Below are 17,379 nucleotides of genomic sequence, written 5' to 3'. Positions count from 1 at the left end.
CTTCCTTCAGATTCCGCCTCACGACGGACACCCTTGCCCTTAGCTAACAGTTCCTACTGCAAAGCCTGTAGCGGACTTGAACCGCCAAGTTAACGCCCATGCTGGGCGCACCCACACAAAAAAGCACGCCGCTCGGCGTGCCTTTTGAATCAGTATCTAATTAGAATAAACCAGTGATGTTACCGTTTGAGTCGATGTCGATGTTTTCTGCAGATGGACGCTTAGGTAAACCAGGCATTGTCATGATAGATCCAGTTAGGACTACAATGAATTTCGCACCGGCAGATAAGCGAACTTCTGAGATTGAGATATCGAAGTCAGTTGGTGCACCCATTGATTTAGGGTTGTCAGTGAATGAGTATTGTGTCTTCGCCATACAGATTGGTAGGTTTGATAGACCTAACTCGTTGATTTCACGGATTGCACGTTTCGCTTTCGCGCTGAATTTCGCACCATTACCACGGTAAACTTTTTGAACAATTGCATTAACTTTGTCTTCGATAGAATCTTCAAGGTCGTATGCAAATTCAAGTTTTGAAGGTTTCTCAGCAGCTTCAACAACGTACTCTGCTAATTGGATTGCACCGTCTCCACCTTTAGCCCATACTTCAGATAATGCACACTTAACGCCAAGGTTTTCACATAATTCGATTAATAAATCAGTCTCAGCTTGTGTATCTGTTGGGAATTGGTTAACGGCAACAACTGGGTTTAAGTTGTAAACATTCTTAATGTTGTCGATGTGACGCTCTAAGTTCTCGAAACCATTGCGTAATGCTTCTAAGTTTTCAGGCTCTAAGTCGTCTTTCGCAACACCACCGTGCATTTTCAGCGCACGAACCGTTGCAACGATAACCACTGCGTTTGGCTCGATATCAGCGTAACGACACTTGATGTCTAAGAATTTCTCAGCACCTAAGTCTGCACCGAATCCAGCTTCAGTAATCGCATAGTCCCCATATTCTAGGGCTAATTTTGTTGCGATAATTGAGTTACATCCGTGAGCGATGTTCGCGAATGGTCCACCGTGAACGAATGCTGGTGTTCCTTCTAATGTTTGAACTAAGTTTGGTTTGATAGCATCTTTCAGTAAAGCAGCCATTGCACCGTTTGCTTTTAAGTCACGCGCTGTAATAGCTTTACCGTCATAGCTGTAACCAATAATAATGTTACCTAGACGTTCTTTTAAGTCTTCGATGTTAACAGATAGACATAAGATTGCCATAATTTCAGAAGCAACCGTAATATCAAATCCGTCTTCACGTGGTGTACCGTTAACTTTACCGTGAAGTCCGTTAACAATGTGACGTAATTGACGGTCGTTCATGTCCATTACACGCTTGTAGTTAATGCGACGAACGTCGATGCCTAATTCATTACCATGGTGAATATGGTTATCAAGCATTGCGGCTAATAAGTTATGTGCCGAAGTAATCGCATGGAAGTCACCTGTAAAGTGTAAGTTAATATCTTCCATTGGGATAACTTGAGCGTATCCACCCCCAGCAGCTCCACCTTTAACCCCGAAAACTGGGCCTAAAGAAGGTTCGCGAAGTGCGATAACAGATTTCTTGCCAATCTTACGTAAACCGTCTGCTAGACCGATAGACGTTGTTGTCTTACCTTCTCCAGCAGGTGTTGGTGAGATTGCTGTTACTAAGATTAATTTACCTTCATTCTCTTTCTTGAAGTTCATGTCAGTTTCAATCTTAGCCTTGTAGTTACCATAAGGAATTAACTTTTCCTCAGGAATGTTAATTCGAGCCGCTACATCCTTAATCGGCTCCAATTCGGCAGCATTTGCAATTTCAATATCACTTAATACCATTTCATACCTCCTAAGTATTCGCAAATTATGTATTCATCATAACATAAAAGTAAGCGAAATCAAAACGAAAAGTAAGCGAGAAAAAATTCAAAAGAACTCAGGGGTTGAGCGACACAATTATCGCTTTCCTGAGTTCTCAATTAAATTATTTTTTGCAAGTTATGCTTAATCATTCTCCATCGAGAGCACCGCCATAAAGGCTTCTTGTGGAATTTCCACGCTTCCGACGGCTTTCATTCGCTTCTTACCTTCTTTTTGTTTCTCAAGTAATTTCTTACGACGTGAAACGTCCCCACCGTAGAGTTTCGCCGTAACGTCTTTACGGTACGCTTTAATCGTGGTTCGAGCAATAATCTTATGACCAATTGCTGCCTGGACTGGCACTTCGAACATTTGTCGTGGGATAATTTCTTTCAACTTGCTTGCCAAGTCGCGTCCGCGATTATAAGCAAAGTCGCGGTGAACAATTGTACTGAAGGCGTCGATGACTTCGCCGTTCAATAAGATATCCAACTTCACTAAGTTCGATGGTTTATAGCCAATCACTTCGTAGTCGAGCGACGCGTAGCCTTTAGTGTTCGACTTCAGCGCATCAAAGAAGTCAAAGATAATTTCTGCCATTGGTAGTTCATAGATGACATTCACCCGATTTTGATCTAAATAATCCATCGTGACAAAGTCGCCGCGCTTGCGTTCGCATAATTCCATCACTGCGCCAACATAATCGTTTGGTACCATAATGGTCGCTTTGACGTACGGTTCAAAAATTTGGTCGACTTCCGAACTGTCCGGTAAAGTCGATGGATTATCAATCACGATCTCGCTACCGTCTGTCTTAGTCACTTGGTAAATTACCGACGGTGCGGTCATAATCAAGTCGAGATTGAATTCACGTTCCAATCGCTCTTGAATAACGTCCATATGTAACAAGCCTAAGAATCCAGTCCGGAAACCAAAGCCTAACGCTTGCGAAGTTTCAGGTTCGAATTGTAGACTGGCATCATTCAGTTGCAGACGTTCGAGTGCTTCCCTCAAGTCGTTATAATCACTCGAATCCACCGGATAAAGCCCAGCAAAGACCATTGGGTTCAACTTGCGGTACCCTGGCAGAGGTTCTGCCGTCGGATTATTCGCTGAGGTCACTGTATCCCCCACTCGGGTATCTTGAATCGTCTTAATGCTCGCTGTTAAGTAACCAACGTCTCCTGCCATCAAGAAGTCACGCTTGACTGCATGGGGTGAGAAAACTCCAACTTCTGCGACTTCAAATACCTTCCCGTTACTCATTAATTTGATCTTATCGCCGGCTTTAACCGTCCCATCCATTACCCGGATGTTCAAGACGACGCCGCGGAAACTATCATAAGCCGAGTCAAAGATTAAGGCCTTAAGTGGTGCTTCAATGTCACCAGATGGTGCTGGTACTTTTTGCACAATTTGTTCTAAGATTTCTTCAATCCCAATCCCTGACTTCGCACTCGCATGCACGGCTTCCGACGCATCGAGTCCGATGACATCTTCAATCTCATGTTGCACACGTTCTGGATCAGCCGCTGGCAAGTCGATTTTATTGATTACTGGTAGAATCTCTAAGTCGTTATCCAACGCTAAATAAACGTTAGCCAGCGTCTGAGCTTCAATGCCTTGGGCCGCATCGACCACTAAGATGGCGCCTTCACAGGCTGCTAATGAACGCGATACTTCATATGTGAAGTCGACGTGTCCTGGCGTATCAATTAAATGGAACGTATATTCCTCGCCGTCTTCTGCCGTATATTTGACCTCTACCGCATTCAGTTTGATGGTAATCCCACGCTCGCGCTCTAAATCCATCGAATCGAGCAATTGGTCTTGCATATCACGAGCCGCTACGGTGTTTGTCTTTTGCAAGATGCGGTCAGCTAGGGTCGACTTCCCGTGGTCAATATGGGCAATAATCGAGAAATTCCGAATATTTTGTTGTCGCTTATGTAATTGTTCTAAGTTCATCTAACTCACTTCCTTCGTTCGAATCTTACGACGTCGATGTCGATACCCTTCTATTCTATCAAAAAAAGCGACTAAAATATAGTTATTTTAACATTCAAAAAAACGAATGAATCTTACCAGAAGGCTTGACTCATTCGTTCATTCAATTAGTCATCAGTAAAGATGTCTTTAACTTTCTTAAAGAAGTTTCCATCGTCCGATTTCAAATCTTGCTTAGAAACTTTCGCGATTTGTTCATAGAGTTCTTTCTCTTGACCAGAAAGTTTCGTTGGTGTCACCACTTTAACAATCACATGTTGGTCGCCTGTACGGTGACCGTTGAGTGACGGTACCCCTTTGCCTCTGAGTCGGAACTCGGTATGGGTTTGCGTACCTGCTGGAATCTTCAACTTCACATTACCGTGGACGGTCGGTACAACCACTTCATCACCGAGTGCGGCTTGCGCAAAGGTAATCGGTAACTCAAAGTAAATTTCTGTGCCATTTCGCTCGAACTGTTCGCTCGGTTTGACTTGGAAAATAATATACAAGTCGCCATATGGACCACCATTTTCGCCGGCTTCCCCTTGTCCACTGAGTCGAATTTGTTGGCCATCATCGACACCTGCTGGCACCGTAACTTTAACGGAGTGTTGTTGTGATTCGATACCTGAACCGTGACACGTTTCACATTTTTCTTTAATTTCTTTCCCAGTACCTCCACAGACATTACATGTTTGTTGGGTCATAATGCGACCGAATGGGGTATTCTGTTCAACTTGAATGACACCGGAACCGTGACAGCGACTACAAGTCGTAGGTTCGCTACCCGCTTTCGCACCGGAACCGTGACACGTATGGCATGCTTCATCGCGGTGATATTGAATGGTTTCTTCCTTACCAAAGATGGCTTCTTCAAAAGTTAAGGTCATCCGATATTGCAGATCGTTACCTCGACGGGGTGCATTCGGACGCGCTCGACGTTGTGAAGATCCAGCTCCACCGAAGAATTGTTCAAAAATATCATCGAAGCCACCGAAACCACCTGCGCCCGCTGAACCAAAGCCACCGAAGCCACCGCCAAAGCCGCCACCGAAATTCGGATCATTGGCTGCGTGACCGTATTGGTCATAGGCGGCTCGTTTCTGACTATCAGAGAGCACTTCATAGGCTTCTGTTACTTCCTTGAACTTCGCTTCTGCCCCGGATTCTTTATTAATATCGGGGTGATATTTTTTCGATAATTTACGGTATGCTTTCTTAATCTCGGCGTCCGACGCATCACGTGAGACACCTAAGACGTCATAATAATCTCGTTTGTTCGCCATATTCCACCTCCTACGCTACTAACCGACAAAAACCAAGGGGAGTTTGTCGCCACCTTGGTTTTTGGGTTGTTGATTCGAATTAGTCTTCGTCAACTTCTTCAAAGTCCGCATCTACCACACCGTCATCTTGAGATGAGGTGCCTTCCCCTTCGCTAGCAGCTTGGGCTTGGGCGGCTTGCTCATAAAGTTTTACCGCTAAGTTTTGGACAATTTCATTTAATGCATCGCGTTTTGTCTTGATGGCTTCAAGATCATTTTGTTCGATGGCAGCTTGTAATTCATCGCGTGCTGCTTCCGCTTGTTTGATCTCATCTTCAGACACTTTGTCTTTCAACTCATCGATTGTTTTATTGGTTGTGAAGATTAATTGGTCCGCTTCGTTACGTAAGTCAGCTTCTTCGCGACGTTTTTTGTCAGAGTCGGCATTCGCTTCTGCATCTTTAATCATACGTTCGATTTCTTCATCAGATAGACCTGAAGAAGATTTAATCGTAATCGTTTGTTCTTTTTGTGTACCTAAATCTTTCGCACTAACGTTAACAATCCCGTTCTTATCGATATCGAAAGTTACTTCGATTTGTGGGATACCACGTGGTGCAGGTGGAATATCCGTTAATTGGAAACGTCCAAGTGTCTTGTTATCTGCCGCCATTTCACGCTCACCTTGTAAGACGTGAACGTCTACTGCAGGTTGGTTATCTGCTGCGGTAGAGAAGATTTGAGACTTGCTTGTTGGGATGGTTGTGTTGCGATCGATTAATTTAGTAAATACGCCACCCATGGTCTCAATTCCGAGTGAAAGTGGAGTAACGTCAAGTAAGACGATATCTTTCACATCTCCAGAGATAACACCACCTTGAATCGCAGCACCCATTGCTACAACTTCGTCTGGGTTCACGGATTTATTAGGTTCTTTACCTGTTTCTTTACGGACCGCTTCAACGACCGCTGGAATACGTGTTGATCCCCCAACTAAGATGACTTCATCGATTTCAGATGCACTGATCCCTGCATCGCTAATCGCTTGGCGAACTGGGTTTTTCGTACGTTCAACAAGGTCATCAACAAGTTCTTCGAATTTCGCACGGGTTAAGGTCATTTCTAAGTGAAGTGGCCCTGCTTCAGAAGCGGTGATAAATGGTAAGCTAATTTGAGTTTGAGAAACACCCGATAAGTCTTTTTTCGCTTTTTCTGCTGCGTCTTTCAAACGTTGTGCTGCCATTTTATCTTGGCTTAAGTCGATACCATGTTCTTTCTTAAATTCTTGGACTAAGTAGTCAATAATTTTTTGGTCAAAGTCGTCCCCACCTAAGTGGTTATCTCCTGCCGTAGATAATACGTCAAAGACACCGTCACCTAACTCAAGAATCGATACGTCAAAAGTACCGCCCCCTAAGTCGAAGACTAAGATTTTTTCGTCTTTGTCATCTTTATCTAAACCATATGCTAATGCTGCAGCAGTTGGTTCGTTAACGATTCGTTCAACTTCAAGTCCAGCAATACGTCCAGCGTCTTTCGTAGCTTGACGTTGTGCGTCGTTAAAGTAAGCAGGGACAGTAATAACGGCTTTGTCTACTTTCTCACCTAAGTAATCTTCTGCAAAACCCTTCATATATTGTAAGATCATCGCAGAAATTTCTTGTGGGGTATAGTCTTTACCACCCATTGAAACTTTGTAACCTGATTCTCCCATATGACGTTTGATTGATCCAATCGTATCAGGATTGGTTACTGCTTGACGTTTCGCAACTTCACCCACTTGGATTTCGCCATTTTTAGATGCGACCACTGAAGGGGTTGTACGATTTCCTTCTGGGTTTGGAATAATTTTTGCTTCGCCACCTTCTAAGACAGAGACAGCAGAGTTTGTTGTACCTAAGTCAATACCTATAATTTTAGCCATAATGATTATCTCCTTTTTCTATAATTTATTAGTCTGTAAATACGTTATCGAATTATTGTTGTTGCGCGACAATGACCATCGCAGGTCGAATGACGCGGTTATCAATTTTGTAGCCTTTTTGAACAACATGAACGACCGTATTATCTTCGACACCTTCTTCGGCTGGCATAACTGAGACAGCTTGCTCAAAGTTCGGGTCGAACGGTTCGTTCAGCGGGTTCACTACTTCAATATTTTCTTCATTGAATCCTTGGATCAATTGTTGATAGACCATTTCAACGCCTTTCTTTAAGGCTAAGCCATCTTCGGATTCAATCTCACTATCGAGTGCTCGCTCCAAGTTATCGAGCGCATCGACCAGTTTGGATGCGAGATTCGCTGAGCGGTACTTAGCCGCTTCTTGTCGGTCACGGGTGTGAGTCCGTCGCATATTCGCAATCTCAGCTTGCAGACGTAAGACTTGGTCTTCTAATTGTTCCGTCTGTTCTTTTAACGTTTCTAATTCATCAAATTCTGCGTCTTGTTCCACCACTTCAGGTTCAACAACCGCTTCAGCTTCAACTTCCTCAGACTCTACATCTGACGTCGTTACTTCTTCAGCTTCGTTCATTGATTGCTCTTCTTCAAGTGATTGGTTTTTATTTTCTTTTGACAAGTGACATCCTCCTTTTACTTAATATGCTTTTAATAGGTTGATTACTCGGTTGACTAATGGAATCACTCGCTCGTAGGCCATGGTGGAAGGTCCAAATAGACCGATTGCCACTTGTTCACCTTGCGATTCATAAGCTTGACGGATAAAGGTCATCGGCACTTCATGTTCTAAGAAATCTTGACTAAACAATACTTCCATCTCTGGAGAGGCTTGTTCCATCAAGTTGAACAATTGGTTAGACCCATCGACCAGCTCAAGTAACTCCTTGAAAGCGTCAATCCCGGTGTTAACATCTAATAGATTGAAGATATTATGCTTACCGCTTACATAATATTGATGAGATTTCGCATGATTCAAAGCTTTGGAGATCAAATTCGTAAAGTCAATTTGATAACCGACAATGCGCTGGATCATCAACGGAATCGAAAGTCGAACACGTTGATATGCTTCATCTAACTTCAGTCCAGCTAATTCTTGATTCATCAGTTGGTTGATTTGTTCAATATTTTCTTCGCTTAAACTAAAGTTTAACGTCACCACATCATTTTCAATCCGTCCTTGGTCGGTTACGAGCGTTGCAATATAACTATTGGAGTCTAGCGGTACCAACTTAAAGTCTTGGAAAGAATGGATATGTTGCGCTTGATCGAAGACCGTCACAGTATAGTGAGTCATCGAAGCTAAGAGATCCGCTGCCAACAAAGCGCGTTGGAAGATTGAATAATTATTGGATTGGGTCAAAGCTTTAATACTTTGCAAATCCGCTTCACTTAGCTTTAAATCGAGCTCTGGGTGATGATGAATTAAGACATCAGCATACTGTCGGTAGGCATCCAATGATGGGACCCGTCCGCTTGAAGTATGCATCTTCTTCAACAGCCCTTTACCTTCGAGCACCACCATATCATTACGAATGGTTGCCGGACTTACTTCTAACTTACTTTCACGCAAGAGCGTCCGTGAGCCAACAGGCTCAGCCGATCGGTTGTAAAGCCGCACAATCGCGTATAAGACTTCCTTCTGTCTCGATGTTAACATGTATGTCACCTCTTTATTAGCACTATACTACTCGGAGTGCTAACTATCATTATAATACAAGGTATGTCAGAATAAGTCAAGCCTTTTTGATCAAAAAAGCAAAAAAATTAGCACTCTTTTGATAAGAGTGCTAAAAAGGCTCTGTTATAGGATTTCTTCATCAAGTACTTGAACTTTATCATCATGGAAGAAGCTAAATCCTTCCCCTGCCACTTGTTGGACTTCGGTAACCGTCACAAAGGCTTTCGGATCAATCTCATGAATCACCCGCTGCGCCCGTGAAAGTTGAATTTGGTTCACCACCACATACATAATGTGTTTTTCAGCTTTAGAGTAGTAGCCGTAACCATTAATAATGGTAATACCACGGTTAATCTTATGGGCCAAGGCTTCCCCAATCGCTTCGTGTTGATCGGAGATAATCATAATGGATCGTTTTGGATTGCGTCCGTTCATAATAAAGTTAATGACACGGGACGTAATAAAGGTTGAAACAAGAGATAGTAAGGCTTTCTCTAATCCAATCACCATCGATAATGACGTAATAATAACCGCATCGATTGAGAAGAGCGCGGCTGAGACTGGTACGCCGAAAAACTTATTAATGACGAGACCAATGATATCCGTTCCCGCAGTCGTTCCACCAGCAGCTAAGACCGTTCCAACGCCGGTTCCAATTAAAATCCCGGACATAATTGGCGGTAAAATAGTATTTTGTGGGACAAAGACTGGTAATTTCACAAATTGAATAAAGAAGGACATCATCACAATAGCGTATAGTGTATAGTAGATCGTTTGCTTTTCGAGTAATTTCCAACCAATAAATAAAATTACAATATTAATCACTAAATTACTTAATGCCGGGTTAAAGCCAAAAACATAAAGTAATAACATATTAACCCCAGTGATACCGCCTTCCCCCATCTCATTTGGGATGATAGCAGAGTTTACGGCAATCGAGAAAATAAATGTGCCGATTGTAATTAAGGCGATGGTTTTGATGATATTTTTCATAGGCGGACCTCCATTAGAAAGTATTTTATTGTTTGGCAAAATATTGATGTGTCGCCTCAACATCTTGCCGTAATTGATCGATGAGTCCTTCAACATTGTCGAATTTAATCTCACCACGTAAGTAATGATGCCATTCTACTTTGACCGACTGACCGTAGATATCCTCCGAAAAGTCTAATAAGTGCACTTCGATATGCACTTGCGTGCGGTCGGTAAAGGTGACATTGTAGCCAATTGAGGCAGCACCGAGATACCACTGGCCCCCAACTTGCAGGCGCACTGCGTAAACACCGATTGCGGGTGTCAGTTGTCCAGGATCCAACGCTAAATTCGCCGTTGGAAATCCGAGTGTGCGACCACGTTTTTGGCCGTGAATGACGGTCCCGGTCGTCGTATAGATATAACCTAAATCCGAATTCGCCCGTTCCATCTCACCCGCCAAAATCGCTTGACGAATGATGGATGAGCTAATCTTCTCATTGAATTGAGTGTATTCAGGCACTTCAATAATTTCAAAGCGCCCCTGACTATGCCTTGGTAATGTCGTCATATTGGCCAGTGCCGGAATACCATAAGTATAGTCAAATCCAGCCACGACAACTTGGGCATGAAGCCCTACTAAATAATCGTCCACAAATTGTTGCGGTGTTTGCGCAGCAAATTCCGCAGTATAGTCCACAATATAGAGATAATCTACCCCGAACTGCGCCATCAATTCAATTTTTCGCCTAAGTATCGACAAATAGGGATACGCTCGATTCGCTTCGGGGTGATGTAATTGACTGGGATGCTGGTTGAAAGTCATCACCGCTAACGGTAGTTGAAGTGAGCGCGCCTTGTCTTTCGCGACTTGAATCACGCGTTGATGAGCTAAATGCACCCCATCAAAAAATCCGAGAGCGAGCACGATCGGCTGATTAGGAATTTGTGCTCGATTGAGCGGATAGGTTAATTGTATAATCTCCATAAGTGCTCCTCTCTCAACTTAAAACATGATCATCGGTTTGATCCAGTCTGGTTTTTGTGGATGTGGTTGATAAATAGCTAAGACCTTGTCTTGATAGAATAAGGCCGTCGGTTCACTCAGAGGTGTGCCAAAATAATCTCGTGGCAACACTTGCCCGTGTTGAATTTTAACCGCATCCTCCTCATTAAGCATCCGTTGCGGGAAGCGTTGGACAGCCTGTTCTAGCGAAACAATTCGAGTCGCCAATGTGTCAGATGCTTGCAGCTGCTCCACTTCTTCCAATGTCAACGCTTGTTCCGCTTGGCATCCACTGGTCTCAAGTCGAACTAATTGTGACATATGCCCAGGATAGCCTAGCTGCTTCGCTAAATCAACTGCCAAAGTCCGGACGTAAGTCCCTTTACTACAGCAGACTTCAAAGTTAAACTTGCACGTTCCTTCAACCGGATCCCCTAACGGTTGCGACAAACGTTGAAATGAACGGATGGTCACTCGACGAACCGGACGTTCAACTGGGATATTTTGACGGGTATACTCATATAACTTCATCCCGTTGACTTTGACTGCCGAATACATCGGGGGAACTTGGTCAATCTCGCCTACCATCGAAGCCATGGCTTGATCAATTGACTCGATTGATGGAGATTGTGTAACCCGAGTTCGCTCGGTAATTTGGCCGCTCGCATCTTCTGTATCTGTCGCAAAACCGAACGTCACTTCACCTCGGTAGACTTTATCCGAATCCATTAAGGTCTCAACGAGTTTAGTTCCTTTACCAAGACAGACCACCAAGACTCCTTCAACATCGGGATCTAATGTCCCGGTATGTCCGATCCGTTTCATTCGTAAGATTTTACGCAACTTAAACACCACGTCGTGGCTCGTTAGTCCCTTCTCTTTCCAAATCGGTAATAATCCGTGGTACACTTAATCCCTCCTTACAGAACGAAAAAGGCTGTGAAGGATGGTGTTCTCACAGCCTTACTCGTTTATTCTTCATCTGATTGATGAATTTGATCTAATAATTGGTCAATTCGTTGGCCGTAGTCAATTGATTGATCACGTTCAAAGCGAATGCTTGGCACTTTATAAAGTGTTAAGCGCTCGCCCAATTTACTACGAATTAAGCCTTGTACGGAATCGAGACCTGCTTGTGTTTTTTGGCGTTCGCCGGCTTTATCTGACAGCGTACTGTAATAAATAACTGCATCTTGTAAGTCCCCAGTTAAGGTCACATCTGTAATCGTGACGCCTTCTACACGTGGGTCTTTTACGTCTGAACGTAAAATATCGTTTACTTCTCGTAAAACTTCTTGTCTAACACGTCCAACACGATGATTGCTCATGCATATCCTCCTTTATTTCTGTCTGTTTCAAATTATTTCTTAACTTCAACCATATGGTATGCCTCTATAATATCGTCCACTTTAAAGTCGTTATAGTTTTCTAACATAATCCCACATTCATAACCTTGAGCGACTTCTTTCGCATCATCTTGGAATCGTTTCAAGCTTGCTAATTCACCTTCATAAATCACAATGTTGTCACGAATTAAGCGAACTAAGCTCGAACGCGTCACTTTACCATCGGTTACAAAGGATCCAGCAATGGTACCTAATTTCGATACGGTGAAGGTTTCGCGAACAATCGCTTGTCCTTGAATTTCTTCAACATATTCAGGGTCTAGCATCCCCTTCATCGCAGTTTCTACTTCGTCAATTGCACTATAGATAACGCGGTGTAGACGAATATCAATCTCTTCTTCCTCAGCCAATTGACGTGCTTGATGGGTAGGACGGACGTTAAATCCAATAATCACTGCCCCTGACGCTGACGCAAGTGTCACATCCGATTCATTAATACCACCAACGGCTTTATGAACAACATTGACTTTGACACCTTCAACTTCAATCTTTTGCAAGCTGGATGCTAAAGCTTCAACCGAACCTTGAACGTCTGCTTTAATAATCACATTAACAGACTTTAATTCGCCTTCTTGTAAGGTATCGAATAAGTTATCTAAGGTAACTTTATGGGTTAATTGACGTTGTTTTTCTTGAGCTTGTTGCTTACGTAATTCACCCGCTGCACGGGCTGATTTCTCATCTTCAAAGACAGCGAATAAGTCACCTGCTTGAGGTGCATCGTTCAATCCGGTAATTTCAACCGGCGTCGCTGGTCCTGCTTTTTGGATTCGACGACCGTGGTCGTTGACCATTGTACGGACACGTCCATAAGTGTTCCCTACTACAATTGGATCGCCGACTTTCATCGTTCCGTTTTGAACAAGTAAGGTGGCTGTGGATCCTTGGGCTTGGTCAAGACGCGCTTCAATCACAGTCCCAATGGCACGTTTATTTGGATTCGCCTTAAGTTCTTGGACTTCAGCGACTAACTGAACCATCTCAAGTAAATCATCAACATGCAAGTTCTCACGCGCTGAAATTTCTACGAAAATATTGTCGCCGCCCCAGTCTTCAGGAATAATACCGTGTTCAGTTAATTCTTGTTTAACGCGATCTGGGTTGGCAGTTGGTTTATCCATCTTATTAACGGCAATTAAGATCGGTACATCGGCAGCTTTCGCATGATTAATTGCTTCAACAGTCTGTGGCATCACGCCATCATCCGCTGCCACAACAATAATAACAATATCCGTCACGTCCGCTCCACGAGCACGCATTGTTGTAAACGCCTCGTGTCCAGGGGTATCAAGGAAGGTTACTGGTTTGTTGTTAACTTTTACTTGATACGCACCGATATGTTGCGTAATCCCCCCTGCTTCACCTGCCGTTACATGGGACTTACGGATTTGGTCAAGTAACGTTGTCTTACCATGGTCAACGTGTCCCATAATGGTAACAACCGCTGGACGTTCTTGTAAATCAGCTGGGTTATCTTCTTCCTCGAAGTAAATTTCAAGGTCACTTGTATCGACAACGACTTTTTCTTCCGGTTCAACTCCATAATCAATCGCGATTAACTCGATGACGTCTTTTGATAACGCTTGGTTTTGGTTAACCATCACGCCGTTCATCATTAATTTCTTAATGATTTCAGTCGCGTCACGGTGGAAAATCTTCGCGATATCTTGAATATTCATGCCTTCGGTATAAATTAACTTCTCAGGCAATTCTTTATGTTTACGCTCCGTTAGGCCGCTTGTCGTAGGTTTTTGTTGTTTATTACGGTTACGACGGTTGCGACGATTACGGCGATTGCCACCTGAGCGTTCTTCAGTAGTATCTTCTCGCTGATTGCGCGTACGTTTATTGTTTTTTTGATTCTTTGGTTTTGAATCGTTCGCTGATTCATTGCGCTCATCTCGACGATTTCGACGATGTTTTTTTTCCTCGCGTTTGTGAGATGATTCTTGCGCATCATTTTTCTTCGCTGCTTTCGATGGGACAGCTTTTTGATCTGAAGATTTTTTGTTCGATTTTGCTTTTGTTGATGTTGTTTCTTTTTTGGTTTTTGGTTTTTCAGCGGGAGCAGCTTGTTTTGCACCACTGTAAGCTTGTTGAATACTCTTTTCTTGTTCAGGTGTAATGGCTGACATATGGCTACCAAAGTCAATGTTTAACTTTTTCGCTTCAGCCAAGACTTCTTTACTGGTTCGATTTATTTCTTTCGCAAATTCATATACTCTCTTGGACATATATACCTCCTGTTAACTATGCGTCATATGAATCCTCGCTTTCTTGTTCATATGATAGAAACTTCTTCGCCATCCCTTGATTCGTCACCGCGACGACACTTCGCGCTTTGCCGACTGCATGACTAATTTGATAGCGGTCATACGTTAAATTAAGTGGGATATTTTGGCGTTGGCATAATTCTTGATAGCGTTGAATGGTTGCTTCACTCGCATCCGAAGCGAGAATGACAACGCGTGCCTGATTATTTTTTACGCCCGCTTCAACTTGTTCATCTCCATGAATTAGTTGCCCGGCACGTAACGCCAATCCCAACATATTTAATTGTTTATTCTGGCTCATTATAATATCTCTTGTCTCGCTTTTTGATGTTCGACATAAGCAATTAGCTCGTCATAAAAAGCTTCATCAATATCAATCCCAAATTCCGCATTAAAAATTCGCTTTTCTTTCGCTTTGTAGGCCAATTCTGGGATCAAGGCGATATAAGCACCGCGCCCATTCAATCGACCAGTTGGGTCGATGGCCACTTCATTTTGTTTATTCTTCACTATGCGGACTAATTCTTTCTTTGGGTACATCTCATGCGAGACGACACAGCGTCTCATTGGAATTTTGCGCGGTTTTGTTTGTTTCGCCATTTAACCTCTCCTTTAATTCCATATTTTAAGCATGGGTTTTGGAATGATTATTCAGTCTGTTCCGTCTGAAATTCATCCAAAAGTTCTTCGTAATCTTGTTCGCCGTCATCTTCCACTTCAGCAATTTCTTGCTCAGCTTGTTCTGGCGTAACATTTTGCTCATCAACATCCCACTCTTCCATTAATTCGTCGGAATAATGGGTTGATTCGACTTGCTCGATTTCTTCAAGTGACGGTTCGATTTCTTCAGCATTTGAGTTCGCTTCCGAGTCTTCAATTAGATCAAGCTCTTCGTCATTTGGTTCTAGTTCATCCTCAGTTGCTTGAATATAGTCATCCGGATCGAACTCAGATTCAGATTTAATATCAATCTTATAGCCTGTTAATTTAGCGGCAAGACGCGCATTTTGACCGCGTTTACCAATGGCTAGTGACAGTTGATCATCCGGTACGACCACGATACAGACATTTTCATCCAAAAAGACCACATCAAGCACGTGTGCCGGACTCATCGCATTTTTAATGAAAACCGCTGGATCCTCATCGTACTTCACAATATCCATATTTTCACCGTGCAACTCATCAACAATCAGTTGAACGCGGCTACCGCGTTGACCGACACAAGTGCCGACCGGATCGATTTGCTCATCGCGAGAATAGACCGCCACTTTCGAACGATCACCCGCTTCACGAGCCAACGCGCGAATCTCCACAATGCCATCGTAAATCTCTGGCACTTCTTGTTCAAAGAGACGCTTTAAGAAGTTCACATGCGCCCGACTGACAATCACTTGCGGCCCTTTGGTCGTCTTATCGACCGACACAACATAAACTTTAATCCGATCGTTGAAGTCAAACTCTTCCCCAGGGATTTGTTCGCGAACCGGCATCACCGCTTCAACTTTACCAATATTTACATAGACAAAGCGTGCATCGGTTCGTTCCACCACACCAGTTAAGATTTCATCTTCATAATCAATAAACTCGTTATAAATAATCTCACGTTCGGCTTCGCGGAGTTTCTGCATCACCACATGCTTCGCCGTTTGGGTCGCAATTCGACCAAAATCTTGTGGCGTCACTTCAATCTTAATCGTGTCACCAATTTCATACGCTTGATGAATTTGATGGGCTTCTTCTAAACTTATCTCAATCGTTGGGTCATAGTTCGTTTCTACGACTTCTTTAACCGAGAAGACTTTGATATCGCCCGTTTCAATATTAAATAACACTTCCACATTTTGCGCGTTCTCATAATTTTTCTTATAAGCGTGCACTAAAGCTGCTTCAATTGCTTCTTTAATAACTTCACGCGAAATACCTTTTTCAGCTTCAAGCAAATCCATTGCTTGGACTACATCTTTACTCATTAATTCACCTCAATATTAAAACTTAATCGCTAAGCGAATATTCGAGACATCCGATCTCTTTAATTCCAATTCTTTCGTGCGCGTCTTAATTCGCGTCTCGATTCGATACAGTTCATCGGTCACGGCTAACAAGACACCTTCATGAAATTTCTCACCATACTGCGGAACGTAATAGTCCAGATGGACATATTCTCCGATTGCATTTTGGATATCTTGCTCCGTTTTAAGTGGACGCTCTGCGCCTGGAGACGACACTTCTAGAAAATAAGCTTTTGGAAATGGGTCAGGCTGAATCTGATCTAGCGCCACACTAATTTGTTCACTGATTTCGGCACAATCCGAAATATCAATACCCCCAGCTTTATCCGCATAAACTCGCAAGTACCAGTTAGGTCCTTCCTTGACATACTCCATATCTACTAAATAACAATCCGCCGCTTCAATAATCGGTTCGACGACCGGCTTCACTTTATCAACGATTGAACTCATTCTTCACCTCATCCTTCTTATTCTAAAACATGAAAAAGAGCAAGCGTCACCGCTCACTCCTCCCAACGACTATTTCTTAAAACAATTGTACCACGCCTGATATGAATAATCAACACTAAGGCTTGCCGTGGATTCATCGCGGATTGTAGATCGGGATGCACCGGGGGTTGCACCTCTGATTGGTTTGGTGGGGGTGGGGCTAGACTAATTGATGGGCGTGATTGGTTTGGTGAACCCGGGGCCAGACCAATTAGCAAACTACTTTGATTTAGTGAGCCCGGGGCCAGGCTAATTATCGCGCTACTTTGGTTTGGTGGGCTCGCTGCCAGACTAATTATTGGGTAGCTTTGGTTTGGTGAACCCAGTGCCAGACCAATTATCAAGCTACTTTGGTTTGGTGAACCCAGAGCCAGACCAATCATCGAGCTACTTTGGTTTGGTGAGCTCTCTGCCAGACTAATCACCAAGCTACTTTGGTTTGGTGAGCCCGGGGCCAGACTAATTATTGGATAGATTTAGTTT

At 43.3% G+C, this 17,379-nt stretch carries 15 protein-coding genes; all 15 read right to left on the bottom strand.

The window, feature by feature from the left end:
* Positions 1 to 160: 160 nt before the first annotated feature.
* A complete protein-coding gene (locus tag CYJ57_RS02190; protein ID WP_101953901.1) occupies positions 161 to 1,828 on the bottom strand; it encodes a formate--tetrahydrofolate ligase in 1,668 nt (555 codons plus the stop codon).
* 165 nt (positions 1,829 to 1,993) lie between these two features.
* Positions 1,994 to 3,817 (bottom strand): translation elongation factor 4, encoded by a 1,824-nt coding sequence (gene lepA, locus CYJ57_RS02185; RefSeq protein WP_006701200.1) that lies wholly within the window; start codon positions 3,815 to 3,817, stop codon positions 1,994 to 1,996.
* Between the two features lie 146 nt (positions 3,818 to 3,963).
* Complete coding sequence (gene dnaJ, locus CYJ57_RS02180; protein WP_101953900.1) at positions 3,964 to 5,124, bottom strand: molecular chaperone DnaJ; 1,161 nt, start codon at positions 5,122 to 5,124, stop codon at positions 3,964 to 3,966.
* Between the two features lie 79 nt (positions 5,125 to 5,203).
* Positions 5,204 to 7,027: a molecular chaperone DnaK gene (dnaK, locus tag CYJ57_RS02175; RefSeq protein ID WP_101953899.1), complete on the bottom strand. Its 1,824-nt coding sequence runs from the start codon at positions 7,025 to 7,027 to the stop codon at positions 5,204 to 5,206.
* A gap of 52 nt (positions 7,028 to 7,079) precedes the next feature.
* Positions 7,080 to 7,682, bottom strand: coding sequence for a nucleotide exchange factor GrpE (grpE, locus tag CYJ57_RS02170; RefSeq protein ID WP_101953898.1), 603 nt, complete (start codon positions 7,680 to 7,682; stop codon positions 7,080 to 7,082).
* An 18-nt stretch (positions 7,683 to 7,700) separates the two neighbouring features.
* Positions 7,701 to 8,720: a heat-inducible transcriptional repressor HrcA gene (hrcA, locus tag CYJ57_RS02165; RefSeq protein WP_101953897.1), complete on the bottom strand. Its 1,020-nt coding sequence runs from the start codon at positions 8,718 to 8,720 to the stop codon at positions 7,701 to 7,703.
* Positions 8,721 to 8,864: 144 nt separating this feature from the next.
* Positions 8,865 to 9,734, bottom strand: coding sequence for a YitT family protein (locus CYJ57_RS02160; RefSeq protein WP_006701195.1), 870 nt, complete (start codon positions 9,732 to 9,734; stop codon positions 8,865 to 8,867).
* 25 nt (positions 9,735 to 9,759) lie between these two features.
* Positions 9,760 to 10,701, bottom strand: coding sequence for a riboflavin biosynthesis protein RibF (ribF, locus tag CYJ57_RS02155; RefSeq protein ID WP_101953895.1), 942 nt, complete (start codon positions 10,699 to 10,701; stop codon positions 9,760 to 9,762).
* A gap of 18 nt (positions 10,702 to 10,719) precedes the next feature.
* Positions 10,720 to 11,628 carry a tRNA pseudouridine(55) synthase TruB gene (truB, locus tag CYJ57_RS02150; protein WP_101953894.1) on the bottom strand — a complete coding sequence of 303 codons (909 nt, stop codon included), beginning with the start codon at positions 11,626 to 11,628 and terminating at the stop codon, positions 10,720 to 10,722.
* Between the two features lie 62 nt (positions 11,629 to 11,690).
* Positions 11,691 to 12,047 carry a 30S ribosome-binding factor RbfA gene (rbfA, locus tag CYJ57_RS02145; RefSeq protein WP_101953893.1) on the bottom strand — a complete coding sequence of 119 codons (357 nt, stop codon included), beginning with the start codon at positions 12,045 to 12,047 and terminating at the stop codon, positions 11,691 to 11,693.
* A 32-nt stretch (positions 12,048 to 12,079) separates the two neighbouring features.
* Complete coding sequence (gene infB, locus CYJ57_RS02140; protein ID WP_101953892.1) at positions 12,080 to 14,359, bottom strand: translation initiation factor IF-2; 2,280 nt, start codon at positions 14,357 to 14,359, stop codon at positions 12,080 to 12,082.
* A 16-nt stretch (positions 14,360 to 14,375) separates the two neighbouring features.
* Entirely contained in the window at positions 14,376 to 14,699 is a 324-nt protein-coding gene (locus tag CYJ57_RS02135) for a L7Ae/L30e/S12e/Gadd45 family ribosomal protein (RefSeq protein ID WP_101953891.1), read from the bottom strand.
* Complete coding sequence (gene rnpM / locus CYJ57_RS02130; protein ID WP_006701189.1) at positions 14,699 to 14,998, bottom strand: RNase P modulator RnpM; 300 nt, start codon at positions 14,996 to 14,998, stop codon at positions 14,699 to 14,701. The genes CYJ57_RS02135 and rnpM overlap by 1 nt, the downstream gene beginning before the upstream one ends.
* 47 nt (positions 14,999 to 15,045) lie before the next feature.
* Complete coding sequence (nusA, locus tag CYJ57_RS02125; protein WP_101953890.1) at positions 15,046 to 16,368, bottom strand: transcription termination factor NusA; 1,323 nt, start codon at positions 16,366 to 16,368, stop codon at positions 15,046 to 15,048.
* Positions 16,369 to 16,383: 15 nt separating this feature from the next.
* Entirely contained in the window at positions 16,384 to 16,857 is a 474-nt protein-coding gene (gene rimP, locus CYJ57_RS02120) for a ribosome maturation factor RimP (RefSeq protein ID WP_101953889.1), read from the bottom strand.
* Positions 16,858 to 17,379: the final 522 nt, after the last annotated feature.

It is taken from the genome of Falseniella ignava (genome assembly GCF_002847645.1).
GTDB classification, from domain to species: domain Bacteria; phylum Bacillota; class Bacilli; order Lactobacillales; family Aerococcaceae; genus Falseniella; species Falseniella ignava.
The sequence above is the reverse complement of the archived record's forward strand: the minus strand, read 5'-3'. Positions and strand labels throughout refer to the sequence as shown.

Excerpts from the sequence above, each read along its gene's own strand:
- CYJ57_RS02190 (WP_101953901.1), bottom strand. The coding sequence starts at position 1,828 with ATGGTATTAAGTGATATTGAAATTGCAAATGCTGCCGAATTGGAGCCG.
- lepA (WP_006701200.1), bottom strand. The coding sequence starts at position 3,817 with ATGAACTTAGAACAATTACATAAGCGACAACAAAATATTCGGAATTTC.
- dnaJ (WP_101953900.1), bottom strand. The coding sequence starts at position 5,124 with ATGGCGAACAAACGAGATTATTATGACGTCTTAGGTGTCTCACGTGAT.
- dnaK (WP_101953899.1), bottom strand. The coding sequence starts at position 7,027 with ATGGCTAAAATTATAGGTATTGACTTAGGTACAACAAACTCTGCTGTC.
- hrcA (WP_101953897.1), bottom strand. The coding sequence starts at position 8,720 with ATGTTAACATCGAGACAGAAGGAAGTCTTATACGCGATTGTGCGGCTT.
- CYJ57_RS02160 (WP_006701195.1), bottom strand. The coding sequence starts at position 9,734 with ATGAAAAATATCATCAAAACCATCGCCTTAATTACAATCGGCACATTT.
- ribF (WP_101953895.1), bottom strand. The coding sequence starts at position 10,701 with ATGGAGATTATACAATTAACCTATCCGCTCAATCGAGCACAAATTCCT.
- rbfA (WP_101953893.1), bottom strand. The coding sequence starts at position 12,047 with ATGAGCAATCATCGTGTTGGACGTGTTAGACAAGAAGTTTTACGAGAA.
- infB (WP_101953892.1), bottom strand. The coding sequence starts at position 14,359 with ATGTCCAAGAGAGTATATGAATTTGCGAAAGAAATAAATCGAACCAGT.
- CYJ57_RS02135 (WP_101953891.1), bottom strand. The coding sequence starts at position 14,699 with ATGAGCCAGAATAAACAATTAAATATGTTGGGATTGGCGTTACGTGCC.
- rnpM (WP_006701189.1), bottom strand. The coding sequence starts at position 14,998 with ATGGCGAAACAAACAAAACCGCGCAAAATTCCAATGAGACGCTGTGTC.
- nusA (WP_101953890.1), bottom strand. The coding sequence starts at position 16,368 with ATGAGTAAAGATGTAGTCCAAGCAATGGATTTGCTTGAAGCTGAAAAA.
- rimP (WP_101953889.1), bottom strand. The coding sequence starts at position 16,857 with ATGAGTTCAATCGTTGATAAAGTGAAGCCGGTCGTCGAACCGATTATT.